13 protein-coding genes are annotated in these 14,218 nt (G+C 44.3%); 10 read left to right on the forward strand and 3 right to left on the reverse strand.

From position 1 onward, the window contains the following. The first annotated feature begins 59 nt into the window (after nucleotides 1-59). The 7 genes from NG792_RS06835 (at nucleotide 60) to NG792_RS06865 (ending at nucleotide 6,958) form a co-directional block, all read left to right on the forward strand. The gene (locus tag NG792_RS06835) at nucleotides 60-1,190 is read left to right on the forward strand and encodes a hypothetical protein (RefSeq protein WP_261196583.1); all 1,131 of its coding nucleotides are present in this window, start codon (nucleotides 60-62) and stop codon (nucleotides 1,188-1,190) included. Further along, the gene (locus NG792_RS06840; protein ID WP_263011568.1) at nucleotides 1,126-1,911 is read left to right on the forward strand and encodes a glycosyltransferase family A protein; all 786 of its coding nucleotides are present in this window, start codon (nucleotides 1,126-1,128) and stop codon (nucleotides 1,909-1,911) included. The genes NG792_RS06835 and NG792_RS06840 overlap by 65 nt, the downstream gene beginning before the upstream one ends. 45 nt (nucleotides 1,912-1,956) lie before the next feature. Beyond that, nucleotides 1,957-2,820, forward strand: a complete 864-nt coding sequence (locus NG792_RS06845) for a glycosyltransferase family 2 protein (protein ID WP_261196584.1) — start codon at nucleotides 1,957-1,959, stop codon at nucleotides 2,818-2,820. A 5-nt stretch (nucleotides 2,821-2,825) separates the two neighbouring features. Then, the gene (locus NG792_RS06850) at nucleotides 2,826-3,701 is read left to right on the forward strand and encodes an SDR family oxidoreductase (RefSeq protein WP_261196585.1); all 876 of its coding nucleotides are present in this window, start codon (nucleotides 2,826-2,828) and stop codon (nucleotides 3,699-3,701) included. Between the two features lie 69 nt (nucleotides 3,702-3,770). Then, a complete protein-coding gene (locus NG792_RS06855; protein WP_261196586.1) occupies nucleotides 3,771-5,117 on the forward strand; it encodes a glycoside hydrolase 5 family protein in 1,347 nt (448 codons plus the stop codon). A gap of 140 nt (nucleotides 5,118-5,257) precedes the next feature. Beyond that, nucleotides 5,258-6,262 carry an MraY family glycosyltransferase gene (locus NG792_RS06860; RefSeq protein WP_261196587.1) on the forward strand — a complete coding sequence of 335 codons (1,005 nt, stop codon included), beginning with the start codon at nucleotides 5,258-5,260 and terminating at the stop codon, nucleotides 6,260-6,262. A gap of 249 nt (nucleotides 6,263-6,511) precedes the next feature. Continuing rightward, nucleotides 6,512-6,958, forward strand: a complete 447-nt coding sequence (locus NG792_RS06865; RefSeq protein WP_261196588.1) for a DUF29 domain-containing protein — start codon at nucleotides 6,512-6,514, stop codon at nucleotides 6,956-6,958. A 93-nt stretch (nucleotides 6,959-7,051) separates the two neighbouring features. On the opposite strand, the gene NG792_RS06870 is transcribed toward NG792_RS06865, so the two are convergent. The 3 genes from NG792_RS06870 to NG792_RS06880 all read right to left on the reverse strand — a co-directional run bounded on the left by NG792_RS06870 (nucleotide 7,052) and on the right by NG792_RS06880 (nucleotide 8,661). Beyond that, nucleotides 7,052-7,546, reverse strand: a complete 495-nt coding sequence (locus tag NG792_RS06870) for a ribonuclease toxin HepT-like protein (protein ID WP_261196589.1) — start codon at nucleotides 7,544-7,546, stop codon at nucleotides 7,052-7,054. Further along, nucleotides 7,533-7,898, reverse strand: coding sequence for a nucleotidyltransferase family protein (locus NG792_RS06875; protein ID WP_261196590.1), 366 nt, complete (start codon nucleotides 7,896-7,898; stop codon nucleotides 7,533-7,535). Before NG792_RS06875 ends, NG792_RS06870 begins: the two co-directional genes overlap by 14 nt. Before the next feature lie 349 nt (nucleotides 7,899-8,247). Next, entirely contained in the window at nucleotides 8,248-8,661 is a 414-nt protein-coding gene (locus tag NG792_RS06880) for a hypothetical protein (protein WP_261196591.1), read from the reverse strand. Nucleotides 8,662-9,189: 528 nt separating this feature from the next. Here NG792_RS06880 and NG792_RS06885 point away from each other — a divergent pair. From NG792_RS06885 to NG792_RS06895, 3 genes are all read left to right on the forward strand, one after another. Continuing rightward, the gene (locus tag NG792_RS06885; protein WP_261234923.1) at nucleotides 9,190-11,313 is read left to right on the forward strand and encodes a polysaccharide biosynthesis protein; all 2,124 of its coding nucleotides are present in this window, start codon (nucleotides 9,190-9,192) and stop codon (nucleotides 11,311-11,313) included. A 69-nt stretch (nucleotides 11,314-11,382) separates the two neighbouring features. After that, a complete protein-coding gene (locus tag NG792_RS06890) occupies nucleotides 11,383-11,538 on the forward strand; it encodes a hypothetical protein (protein ID WP_261234924.1) in 156 nt (51 codons plus the stop codon). A gap of 94 nt (nucleotides 11,539-11,632) precedes the next feature. Further along, nucleotides 11,633-14,203: an SLBB domain-containing protein gene (locus tag NG792_RS06895; protein ID WP_261234925.1), complete on the forward strand. Its 2,571-nt coding sequence runs from the start codon at nucleotides 11,633-11,635 to the stop codon at nucleotides 14,201-14,203. The last annotated feature ends 15 nt before the right edge of the window (nucleotides 14,204-14,218 follow it).

The following is a 14,218-nucleotide window of genomic DNA, read 5'->3' on the forward strand; positions in this document are numbered from 1 at the left end:
ATGATTATAAAATGATTTTCGCTATGACTAGGATAAATACCCTATGAGACATATAAAATATGCATAAAATATTATCTTTATTGTCTTTGTGGACTCTGTTTTCAATAGATTTTTTAGGGTTTTCTCTTTATCCGTCATATCTGCCTATTCTTTTGTTATTATTTAAAATAAAGATTAAATATACTAAATCCATAAAAATATTTATTGTCTGTTTTTTATCCCTATCGTTAATTGCTATAGTTACTAAGTTGCACTTAATTGTAGATGTCGTAAGGGCAATAGTTATGGTGTGTTACTTTATCTATTTAAAAAATTTTTTTACCAAGGATAAAATTTTTGATATAACCGATATATCAGTAGGCATTTTGGTAGCATATGGATGCTTTCAGTATATTGCTTTTTTAACTGGATATGGGGAATACGGAGCCTGGTTACATAATCAAATCGGTTATGAAGGATTAGGGGGGCCGTATGATGCACGAGGTGGCATACCAAGGGTTTCTTCCCTTACTTCAGAGCCTTCATACTTTGCTTTTACCGTTGGAATATACTTATTTATCACAAAAAAAATATTAGTCAAAGTATTATGCATTATTGGGTATTTTATAAGTTTCTCCTTTATTTCAATATATGGTGCATTAGGATTGATTGGTTTTTATATATTACATAAATTATTGAAAATAGATTTGTTTTTATATATGATATTGATATTTATAGTTCAGGTATTATTTGTATATACTTACTACGCAAATTTGGCATATATTGAAACATTTACCGCAAGATATACAGGTTTGAGTGAATATTTAGCATCTTCAAATATTGTTGAACTACTGATTGGTATTCCTGATACCGCTGGTCAAATAATCACGATAAAAAGACCATATTCAAACATTTCTTCTTTAGTCGTTAATTTTGGAATTATTGGCCTAATCGCATATCTTTACTTTATAGCTAAAATAGGTAAGAAAAATAATATGGCTGCCCTGGCAATGTATCTTTACAGCTTTAATTACTATTATTTGACTGGCTGGCCTTCGTTCGTAGTTTTCCTTTACATGATCTATATCGATGGAAAAAGTACCAGTATCAGCAATCGTACCTTGCTTCAATTCAGAAAAGACCATTCTGCGATCACTCAACTCAATCAAAGAACAAACTTATCCAGTTCAAGAAATAATCTGCATAGATGATTGCAGTACAGACCATACCACAACAGTCATAGAGGAATTTATAAGTGATAATCCTTATCTTCCTATCAAACTCCTGAAAAATAATTCCAATCAAGGTCCTAGTTTTTCCAGAAATCGAGGTTGGGATGTAGCTCAGGGTGACTATCTAGCTTTCTTGGATGCTGACGATGCTTGGCATCGACAAAAAATTGCTATTCAATACTCTTGGATGCTTACGAATCCTCAAATATCGGTTTGCGGGCACGCCTATTTGTTAATCAGTTCAGAAGACAGTGAGGATTACTTTAAAATTAAGCCTAACTTTAAAACCTATATCTTTAGTCAAGATGAAATTATCTTTTCCAATCCATTTGTCACTCCATCTGTGATGCTTAAAAGAAACCTAAACTATAGGTTTAACCCCAACCAACGATATTGTGAAGATTACTTATTGTGGCTGCAAATATGCCTGGATGCTCATCAAATTTCTATGCTTGATGTTGAACTAACTTATATTTACAAAAGCTTTGGAAAAAGTGGATTAACTAGAAATTTATGGCAAATGAAATGGGGAGATACTAAAAACTATTGGCAGTTATGGAAATCTAATAGAATAAGTTTTGGTAAAGCAATTTTTTTGATAATGTATTCTTTAATCAAGGTTATTCCACTGATTATTTTCGGCCCTGAATATTATGCAGGGTTAAAACAACGTATGATTATGAATAAATTTGAAAGTTAAGTTATTAAGTAATTATTGAAAAATCTAATTAATTAATTTTTGGTGATGACGCTTAAAATATCAATCATATTGGTTAGCTTTAATAGCCAAGAACTTTTATCAAAATGTCTCACTAGCTTATACTCCTTTTTGGCCGGAGGGGATAATTTTTTTGAAGTAATCGTAGTGGATAACTGCTCGTCCGATAATACCTGTAAAATGGTTATTTCAGATTTTACCAAAACCATATTAGTTCAAAATCCAGTTAATTTAGGATTTGGTGCCGCAAACAATCTAGGATTTAGGCACGCCACAGGAGAGTACATCCTCCTGATCAACCCAGATACAGTTGTAGATGGCAACATTTTAGATGAAACTTTTAAATTTTTTGCCAAACATTCTGATAATAAGAGTGCGTTTGGGGGAATTCTTTTAAACCCTGATGGCAGCGAGCAGCGGGGTTCTCGAAGAAGTTTTCCCAATTTCTTAAATGTGTTCCTTCACTTTACAAAGCTATATAAAGTCTTTGGGTATAAAAAATCCTACGACTTATCTTGGTTGCCCGTTGAAACCCATCAAGTAGATTGTGTTTCTGGTGCCTGCATTGGGATGCCTAAAGCCATGTATGAAGACCTTGGGGGTTTTGATGAGCAGTTTTTCTTACACTTTGAAGATATTGATTTGTGCAAAAGAATTTGGCAAGCTGGTTATCAACTATGGTTTTATCCTAAAGTTAGATTATTTCATGTAAAGGGCGGTAGTTCTAACACTTCGGAAACCATTAAAACTAAAGTTAATAAATGGTTTCTTGACTCTCTGGGTAAATACTTATGGAAATGGGATAAACCTAGTGCAATTATCTTTAGTCCAATATTGGGTGCTTTAAAGTTAGTAGCATGGATTAAAGGCCTATCATTAAAAAACGATTAATTTGTATGAAGATAGTATTTTCTGGTTCAACCTCGGATACTGGTAATCGAGTTTTAAGAAAATTGGTAGAAAAATTTGGGAGTGATGCTCTTACTTGCTTGATCCGACCTACCTCAGATACCAGGTATGTCGAACAACTCCAAGTTAGAACTGTAACAGGCGATGTTACCCAACCAGAAACCCTAAAACAGATACTCAATCCTTCAGTAAGGTATCTAGATATGACACATCCTAAACATTACCACAAATCCCTTGAAGCGGTTGTAAATTCGGGGATAGAAAGAGCATATTTTGTAACCACCACTGGGATTTTTTCTAAATACAATCAATTTTCTCAGATTTATAAAGACAATGAAGCCAAAATCAAAGCTAGTGGGATTGTTTATACCATCTTGCGTCCAAGCATGATTTACGGATCTATGCAGGATAAAAATATGCACAGACTGATTCAGTTTCTAGACCGTTATCCTGTTTTTCCTCTATTTGGTGCGGGCAAAAGCTTGATGCAGCCAGTTTATGGAGAAGACTTAGCAGATGGGATAGTGGCTGCTATTAACCAATCGACTACGGAATACCAAGAATACAATTTAGCAGGACCTACACCTATTAGTTATGAAGAAATTGTTAATACTATACTATTCAAGCTACAACGGCAGGTGTTAAAAATTAATGTGAACACCAAATTAGCTGGTACAGTAACTAAATGGGTTCACCGATTCCCAGGATTTCCAATTACAGAAGAACAAGTATTAAGATTACAAGAAGACAAAACATTTGAGATATTCAAAAGTCGCAAGGACTTAGGCTTTAATCCTAGAAGTTTTTATGAAGGAATTGGTTTGGAAATAGAAGAAATGCGTAGCCTAGGAGTAATTCGTTAAGCGATAAATTTAGCAGGAAATTATTAATCCTTCTGGCTCTGGTTTTAAGTAAAATATTTTTTAGGCATTGTGAAAAATTTAATTTATAAAAAATTATTTTCGTTTCTATTTTTGCTTTTAATTGGTATTTTAGTTTCAAAAATAGCAGTATCTAAAGCGCTTAACGCATCGGAAAACTTCCGCTTTAGTTTAAATGCGGTTCAGTCAGTCTATCAAAACGGTGTTCCCCATACAGATAAGATGGGACGATCACTTATAAACTTTGACGCGGAGCGATCTTTCTTTCCTATCTGCATTTACCATGCTCTTACTGGGGAACACCACGGGCGCAGGTATTCATTAGCTTCTTTAAAAAATGCGAGATTTAATTGCGTTCATACCTGGGAGGGACAAAAATTAGACTCCATCATAGAAGATTTAAGAACCAATGATTTACAACTGATATATCACGGAACCCAGTATTTTGGGCCAACCGATGAAGAGCTGAAAAAATACGCAAATGACCCTAACATCCTTGCTTGGTATCTTGATGAAGAACCGACCGGATCGTACTGGGGTTCTAACATGAATGCCAAGTTTGCTGCATTTCAAAAACGGATGCAGGAAATCAAGGAAGTAGACCAAATACACCCTGTTTTTATCTTGGACGTTGCTTGGATCACGCCTCCTGCAACCGCATGGTGGATCAAGTGGAATACGGCAGGAGACGTATCCTCCCACGACAATTACCCACTCATGCTTCCTGAAACTACTTCCTTGAGCGGCCCTAGAGGAATACCTGAAAGCGTATCATTAGCTGTCGCATCAAACAAGGAGTATAAGCCAGTATGGTTCGTTCCACAGGCCTTTGAAACACCTGGTAGATGGTATTTACCTGATGCGCGAGAAGAACGAGCAATGGTTTATTCTGCAATCGTTCACGGATCCACAGGGATTATCTACTTTGCTTTAGATAGCTGGGTAACTCGTAACGGTAGCGTGATAGGTATAGCACCGGATACACTCATTGAATATCAAGGTGGGGGCGATTCATGGTTGGTTGCCTCTGAGGAATTGCTGAATCAAAGTACCAATCTTTGGAATGAAGTGGTTAGCCTTAACGATGAACTCCAGCAACTTAAGCCTATAATTCTTTCTCCAACTTCTCACCAGGAATACAAAGTGTACATAGAAGGAGAAGGGTACTCAGAAGATCCCATTCGGTCTATGTTAAAGGAAGTTGACGGTCAATTTACATTAATAACAGTTAATTTAGATAAAAGACCGCTACGAGTTAAATATCAGTTTCCACAAAATATTATAGATATACAAACTTTATTTGAAAAAGAGCGAAAGGTAGAAGAAATGAGAGATAAATTTTGGGTAGATACCTATGAAGAATTCGGGGTACATATATATAAGTTTAAATTAAAATAGAGAGACATACCCCTCAACACCCCCACCATCGATCGCCTTCTGGGTTCCCTCGTAGTGGATAGCAGCAAAATCCGCAACACCCTAAACTGGCAACCACCATTTACGATAGATGAGGGTCTCCAGCAAACTTTGCGTCTATAATGCAACTCCCAATTCTATCTTTAATCACCCTCCTCCTCAGCCTCCTCACCACAGGCTGGCTCAAACAACGCTTCAGCCAAAACCTCCTAGACATCCCCAACGATCGCAGTTCCCATAGCCAACCCACCCCACGGGGCGGCGGCTTAGGCTTCATCATCGCCTTTGCCGCCATCACCCTATCAACCCCTATCTTCTCAACCTATTTCCCCAAACTTTTCCCAGAAAACCTCTTCCCCCTCACCGCTTCCCAACCCTTTTTACTGCAACTTTGGGCCATCCTCACTCCCCTCGCACTCATCGGCTTCCTGGACGACAAGCACAACCTCCCCGCCAGTATCCGCTACCTAGTCCAACTCACCGCTGCCAGTATCGCCATCTTCTGTTTCGGACCCTTTCCCCAACCCTGGCTCACCCCCTGGGGAACAGCGGGCCGCATCATCGCCATCCTCCTCACCCTCATCGCCATCACCGCCCTGATTAACTTCTACAACTTCATGGACGGATTAGATGGCTTAGTTGCCGGAGTCACCACGGTGCAACTGGGCTTCCTCGCCCTCTACCTTAACCAACCCCTCTGGTGGCTGCTCGCTGCTGCCCTCCTTGGCTTCCTGTGGTGGAACTGGTCCCCGGCCAAAATCTTCATGGGGGATGTGGGCAGTACGGTCTTAGGGGCTGCTGTCGCCATTGCTCTGCTCAACGCCGATCGCCCCACCTCAGCCTGGACCGCCCTCGCCATCACCCTCCCCCTCACCGCAGACGCCATCTCCACCCTAATTCGCCGCCTCATCTGCCGGGAAAACATCTTCAAAGCCCACCGGAGTCACCTCTATCAACGATTGCAGCAATCGGGGTGGAGTCATGGACAGGTTGCGAGTACCTATATCGGCTGTACCCTGGTGATTGCCCTGAGTATTTTGCTGTGGGGTGGCGTGGGGGCTTGGATTGGATTAGCCCTGGTGGTGGTGGGAATGGCTGGGGGAGAGATGTATTTGGGGAAGGGGTAATCTGGGGGGGGAGAAACCGGGTTTCTTATTCCATTCCCCTCTCCATAATCGGCAACCCTGCGCGATATTGCATCGGCAACCCTGTACGGTCGCCGTTCCTTCAGTCAACCCAACCGTCGCGGCAGCGGTTAGGCTTAAGCATCGCCTTTGCTGGCGATCGCCTCAAAACTCCCCACTGTTCCTTGAGCAACCTAAAATAAAACCAGAACCTTGTCCCGTACAGATTTTAAAATAACTGGTGGCATCGCTATGAAATCAAAATTACCCTTATACGACACAGACTATCAACTTTGGTTAGAGCAAACCATTGCCCAGTTGCAAACTCATGATTTCAGCCATATCGACCTTGAGAATTTGATTGAGGAAATAACAAGTTTGGGCAAAAGAGATAAACGGGCGATTTGTAGCTACCTGATGCGACTGTGCGAGCACTTGCTCAAAGTCAAATATTGGCAACAAGAACGAGAAACTTGTATCCGAGGCTGGACATTAGAAATTAGAAATTTTCGCTTGCAAATTCAACTCATCCTCAAAGATAGTCCCAGTCTCAAAAACTATCTCCAGGAAAACTTTATTCAGGAATATCAGAATGGGCGGAAACTATTTTTCGATGCCACCGGGCTCAATTCAGACCTCATTCCCGAAGACCCTTGCTTCCGTTTAGAGCAAGTTCTGGATGAAGACTGGTTACCCTAATGCGTCGGTTCAAGGGACAAAACACTAGGTTTTTACCCATTGCCAAAGAGGTTTTCAAGAAACCCGGTTTCTAACCAATGGGCTACCAGATTTCTAGGTAGCATCATCATTGGCACAGGCGAGCAAAAAACCTACATAGTCCTCCAAATCTTTGTCAATCAAGGGCTGCAATCGTTCATAAACTGATTTCAAATAATCCAACCGAGACCAGTCATAATCGAAATCATAATAATACCTTTTAAAATGCCGAAATCGTCTTAACTCATCCAGCAGGGTATAAGAGTCCCGAGATAAAACAGCCTTGCGAATACCAGGAACCTCAATCCGCATTTTTCGCAACAACTCCTTATGCCATTGATGAGCATCTAAATGATTCTCAAACACCCTTGATATTCTGAACAAAATAGTTTCGACACAGGTGTAGGTATTGCAAAAAATATCCGCCAACATCACCGCATCCCGGATATCTCGTTTCTGTTCATCCCGGAAATCCGGTTCGTATGCCGCATACAAACCCTGGATATTACCCAGTACAACCCTACTTTCGTGAATCTCGCCGACGAGCAGCAAGAGTTCATCCCTGTTCATAAATAACTTGTCCTTTCATGAGAATAATTTTTTGAAAAGAGGGATGAAGATCCTCCCATCGGATTAAGTCTAGGGGAAAATCAGTCAGGTCCTCAGCCTCTCCCACCAGATTCATAAATGATCTAAAATCTAATCCGGCGATCGCCAAGTCAATATCCGAAGCCTCAGAAAAATGCTGAGGTGCCAAGACCGAACCCCACTGGATAATTCGTTGGGGAGCATATCGGTCGATAATCATTGTTATAATAGTTTGGGAATCTGCTCTAGCTTGCTGCCATAAGCCCAGCCGTTGAGCTTGTAATGCCTGTTGTTTGGCTTGCAAATATTGCCGCGCCGCAGAATAATCAAACATCCTCTCCCCCCAGGTATCCATACAATTCATTATAGACAAGGAGAAGAAAGCGGGTATAGGGGGTATCATGGGGTTGCCAATCTCCCTTCTAACTTTTCATGAAATTGCGATCGGCGCACACCTCAGATTTAATTCATGTTAGTTGGCCTGATTCTGGATAGAGGGTCAGAAACCAGACTTCTTAACCTCATCTGGGTGATTTGCCGCAATTTAGGACAGAAACCCGGTTTCTTGGTTTTGGGTCAAGGTTCAGAAACCGGGTTTCTTAACCTCATCTGGGTGATTTGCCGCAATTTAGGACAGAAACCCGGTTTTTTAGGGCATGAAGTGAGCGGGGGAATTAGGGGCTTTACTCTAACAAAAACTTAAGAATTCCAGGGGATGAAATCGTCAGGTGTTGTTGATGGCCCGAAGGCGATCGCAATTTAATCGTGACAGTATTGCTATTGGGGACACCTGAGATATTTTCAATCCTATACCCTTGCAGGTTGGGACATTTACCCGTTCCCGACTCAGAAAATTCCTGGGATTGTTTTTTGAGAAACTCGTTCCAAAACCGGGAGTCTTCATGTCCTATTAATCGATATTTACAAGCATTTCCTTTAATCCGTTCGGTTTCAATCAAATATCCCTTCTCCTTGGCTCGGTGCATCGTATCCCCAAAGCGATGGCTAACGGTTACTAGATCACTCGGGTAGTGCCACTCCCCATCACTCATCAAAGCCAGCAGTAAATCAATTTTAGTAACTTTCGGTTCGGTCATCTTGTGCCTCGTTGCACCCAGGACGTTTCTGGATCTAGTTTTATGTCAACTAGATTATCGGAACAGGGGTCATTTCAGTCGAGGGAAGAAAAGCGCTCACTCGTGCGTTATTAGGAAGCCCCTCATTTTGGATCTGCCAGAAGGAGCCAGATGAATTAAGTTTATTGACTGACGACGAACACCGGAGGGGATAACGACTGAAGTCGTTACTACGAAAACCGGAGGGGAACGACTGAAGTCGTTACTACGAAAACCGGAGGGGAACGACTGAAGTCGTTTAGGCGGGAATACCTAAGTCCTGATGTAGAACTAACGATGAGTGGGATGAGCCTGTGTCAAAGAGGCTCGGTTCTGATGGCTCCACCTCAGCGGGATAGGGTGCAGGCAAAAGTTCCCAACCTAGTAACAATCCCCTATAATCAACAGAGTTTTAAAGATTTGTTGCAAATCGCCCCTTACCCCCACGTCTGGATCCGTTAATCGGGGATTGAGGGAACTCTCAGCAATCCGGGAAATTCATAGATCTCTATGAAAGTTGCTCTCAAATCCCACGGATCCCAGTCCAAGCATAACGAGCGTTATGGAATTTATACTGTTCCCATGACCCAAAACTGGCTGATAAACAACCTAGGGACTGCCTTTCAGTCCGCCGCTGCTTCTCTCTCAAGGCCCCAGAAACGTCTGATCCTGTTGAGTCTGGATACAGCAGTCTTTCTGGTCGCCATTTATGGGGCATTTGGACTCCGATTCAGCGATCTGTTTCCTGTTCAACAAACCTGGCCCTATCTGTGGCTGATTCTGCTTCTAATCGTGATCAAGCCCTTGGTCTTCCTGGTGACGGGAATGTACCGCCCAGTGCTGCGGTATGCAGGCTTGGAATTTTTATTAACAGCTACCAAAGCGGTCCTGTTCAGTTCGGGAGCCTTTGTCCTGCTCGCCTATTTATTTGAGTTCCTACAACTCCCGAGATCGGTACTCCTCAACGATGCCCTACTCACCCTATTGTTGGTGGTTGGAGTGCGTCTGTCTCTCCGGTGGTTGGTGAATGCCCTTATCGGTCTACCTCGGCAAAATCAAACCCCGGAAAGGATTGTAATTTATGGCGCTGGTTCGGCTGGGTCGCAACTGGCTCAATCCCTCGCTCATCACCCCAGCTACCAACCCGTTGCTTTTGTGGATGATGACCCCTCTTTAGCCAATCAGAATATTCAGGGGCTCCCGGTTTACTCTCCCACCACATTACCAAGACTCCAACTCCAAAAGCCTTTTGATACTATTTTATTAGCAATGCCTTCGGTCGATCGCATCAGAAAGCGGCAAATTTTAGAAGGCTTACAGTTTCTATCCCTGCCGGTCAAAACCGTTCCCTGTATTGGCGAAATTTTATCCGGTCAGGTCTCCATTAGTGAAATTAGAAATATTGATATAGCGGACCTCCTCGGGCGGGAAGAAGTCATCCCCGATCCAGAATTGCTGCGGATGAATATCACCGGCAAAACGGTTTTGGTCACTGGGGCTGGGGGGTCAATTGGCTCGGAATTGTGCCGTCAAATTGCTCAACAACAGCCGAAATGTTTGGTGCTTTATGAATTGGGCGAATTTGCCCTCTATAGCATTGATATGGAATTAGCTGAAGCTTATCCTACCCTCAAGCGTGTGGCTTGGTTGGGTTCAGTCAATGATGAGAAGCGGCTGACTGGAGTGCTGACAAAATATCAGGTGGATACCATTTATCATGCAGCAGCCTATAAGCACGTTCCCTTAGTCGAAGCGAATCCTTCTCCGGGAATTATCAATAACGTGGTCGGGACCTGGACCACAGTTCGCTGTGCGATCGACTGTGGGGTCGCTAATTTTGTGTTGATTTCCACAGATAAAGCCGTTCGTCCCACTAATATCATGGGGGCCAGCAAACGCGTGGCGGAACTGATTGTCCAAGCTTTAGCGGAGCGATCGGGGATTTCCACCCGCTTTACCATCGTGAGGTTTGGCAACGTTCTCGATAGTAGTGGTTCAGTGGTTCCCCGATTCCGCAAGCAAATCGCTGAGGGTCAAGCCATCACCGTCACCCATCCGGAGATGACTCGTTATTTTATGTCTATCCCCGAAGCCGCCCGCTTAGTGATTCAGGCAGGAGCAATGGGAAAACGCGGGGAAATCTTCTTGTTAGATATGGGTGAACCTGTGCGGATTTATGATTTAGCCCTGCAGATGATTCAGTTGAGTGGGTTAGTCCCCGGAAAGGATATTGATATTAAAATTACCGGCTTAAGACCGGGAGAAAAACTACACGAAGAATTATTAGTCGATAGTGCTAAAGCCAGACCGACTCAACATCCTAAAATCTTCTGCGCCCAAGAAGCGAAAATTCACTGGGAATTTTTACAGCCCCTTTTAGAGGCCCTGGTGCAAAAAACTCGCACCGATGATGTGGTAGCCATTCGCGCCGAATTGCAACGCTTAGTTCCCGAGTATCAGCCTTCCTCTCTAGCTTTTCGGTCTCCTCGGTTAACATCCCGCTCCCCTTTAGAAGAACCCAAGGGGATTGGCGCTTCCAAATTGAATGGCTCTGGCAAAAATGAAGCAACGGTGTTATCGAGTCTACCTGTAGACGGAAGAGGGGCTGGCAGTGATAGCGTTACTCTACCGTAACAGTCCTACAGGAATTACGCATCGTTTGAGAACCTATCTTCAAGCCTAGGCTTCAGGAGGGAAAAATCGTTGACTGTAGAATGGGATGAAACCGTCGATCTGGGTCAAATTAAGGGTGTTCAAGTCTGTGATACCGATCGCCCTGTGTTCCCCGGATTTGGCTATCCGACCTCCCCCGGGTTGAGGTCACCCCATCGATTCCCCGAGTTAATTGCTCGGGCATGACCCCAGAAAACAGCAGGGGTTCTTATATCCCCCATCGTTGCTCAATTCCGATTTCCCTACATAAATTCTTAAGCGACAATCCATTTTAAAAAATATGGTCAGTGCAGAGTCCTTTTCTACTCCATCTCATTCCCATCCCTGGTCTAGCACACAGGACCTCAGTCAGCCGATCGCCCACTCAATCTCCGGGTTGACCTTCTCAATGTTGATCGCCCTGACCACAGCACTCCCAGCGATTGCGCAGCCCTCCGTACCACTGGGACAAGAACCCCTACTCTTAGCCCAGGGAGGAGTCTTCCAAGAAGCTTATACCCTCGGTCCTGGCGATCGCATTCAAATTGATATTTTTAACGTCCCCGAATACAGCGGAGAAAATGGTCAACACCAAGTCTTAGTCGATGGCACCTTAAATCTCCCCTTGGTCGGCAGAGTTTCAGTAGAAGGGCTAACCTTAGAGCAAGCAGCCAGTAGACTTAGAAACCTCTATGCCCCCTACCTGCAACGACCAGAGTTCCTGACTATCTCCGTAATGGAGCGTCGTCCTGTTCAAGTGGGAATTTCTGGAGAAGTCAGAAGACCTGGTTCCTATATCATCGGCCTAAATGAAGCCGGTAGCCCCAGGCCCACAATCACTACGGCGATTGAACTGGCCGGAGGGATTACCTCCACCGCAAATATTCGCCAGGTGCAGCTTCTACGACGGACTAGAGGGGGGCCAAATCAACTCATTACCATCGACCTCACTACCCTAGTCCAGTTGGGGGATCTCAGCCAAGATGTGACGATTCGTGATGGTGACACTATCTTTATTCCTCCGGATCCCAACATTAACGCCAACGATGCGCGTCAGCTTGCCGAGGCCAGCATTTCCGGGGATTCCTCTCAACCGATCAATATCGCCGTAGTCGGGGAAATTAATAAACCCGGTTCCTACACCGTAGCGGGAGACGCTGAAACCGGGGGACTCCTGACCCTAACCCGGGCCTTACAAACTGCTGGAGGGGTGACCCAATCGGCAGAGGTTGGTCAGATTCAGGTGCGACGACAACCGAAATCTGGGCCCGCCCAAATCCTATCGGTGAACCTGTGGCAACTCCTAAATGGAGATATCAGCCAAGATATTATTCTCCAACAAGGGGATACGATTTATGTACCCACAGGCAGTGGATTTAGCCCAGTCGAATCCTCGCGGTTAGCCCAGGCTAATTTTGCCGGGGACCCCACCCAACCTGTCAATATTGCTGTAGTCGGTGAAGTGAGCCGACCCGGTTCCTACACCGTCACCCGAATGGATGAGACAGGGGGACTGTTAACCGTAACCCGAGCTTTAGAAACTGCTGGTGGCGTTACACAATCAGCACAGCTAGGCGAAATTCAAGTTTTGAGGCAACCCCAGGCGGGTCCAGCACGACGGATCCCGGTCAACCTCTGGGCCTTGCTCCGGGAAGGAGATCTCAGTCAAGATATCATTCTCCAACAAGGGGATACCATTTATGTCCCTACGGGCACGGGCTTTAATGCTACAGAATCTACCCTATTAGCTGAAGCCAGTTTTGCAGGAAGTCCAAATCAACCTGTCAATATTGCAGTGTCCGGGGAAGTTGCTCGTCCAGGCTCCTACACTGTGACCCGAGTGGATGAGTCGGGTGGACTCCTCACCGTCACCCGTGCCTTGCAAACTGCCGGGGGAGTCACCTTATCCGCAGATATTCGCGAAATCCGAGTCAACCGTCGCCCAAAAGCTGGTTCTCCGCAAACGATTGTGGTGAATCTGTGGGAAATGCTCGATCGCGGGGATTTCAGTCAGGATATCATCCTCCAACAAGGGGATACCATTGAAGTGCCAACGGCGAGTAACCCCAATCAAATAGAAACCGTTCGCATCGCCACAGCTAACTTTGCCGCGAATACCTCTACCCCCCTGAATATTGCGATCGTTGGAGAGGTTAACCGTCCAGGAACTTATACAGTTTCAGGGGAAGATGTCAGCGCTACCGGAGAAGCGCAGAATTTGACTACAGCCAGTACGGGAGGTGCAATTGTAGGACTTCCTACGGTTACCCGAGCCATTAAAATTGCGGGAGGCATCACCCCAACTGCGGATATTCGGCGGATTCAAGTGCTGCGGCAACGCAACAATGGCACCCAACAAATTATTGATGTCAATCTTTGGGAACTCTTGGAGAATGGTAATCTAAACCAAGATGTTCTTCTGCAACAAGGGGATACGATTGTAGTACAAACGGCCACGAATATTGATTTAGCAGAAGCCCCCAGAGTGGCGACAGCCAGTTTCTCGCCCAACCGGATTCAAGTCAATATGGTGGGTGAAATTCAGCAACCAGGGTTGGTGGAATTACCCCCGAATGCTTCCTTAAACCAAGCAATTTTGGTAGCGGGAGGATTTAATAATACCCGGGCAGCAAAAGATGAGGTGGAACTGATTCGTTTAAACCCCAACGGCACCGTGTCTCGGCAAACCATTCCCATTGATTTTGCTCAGGGACTTGATGAAGCGACTAACCCCATCCTCCGAAATAATGATGTGATTGTGGTTGGGCGTACCGGTTTAGCCAGATTCGGAGATAGAATCGGCCCCGTCGGGCAGGTGACCAATTCTGTATTTTCGCTGTTTGGAATCTTGCGATTTTTTAATCTGTTCTAGGGAGTCGGGACGGTA

This window comes from Laspinema olomoucense D3b (assembly GCF_025370785.1).
In the GTDB taxonomy this organism is placed as follows: Bacteria; Cyanobacteriota; Cyanobacteriia; order Cyanobacteriales; family Laspinemataceae; genus Laspinema; species Laspinema olomoucense.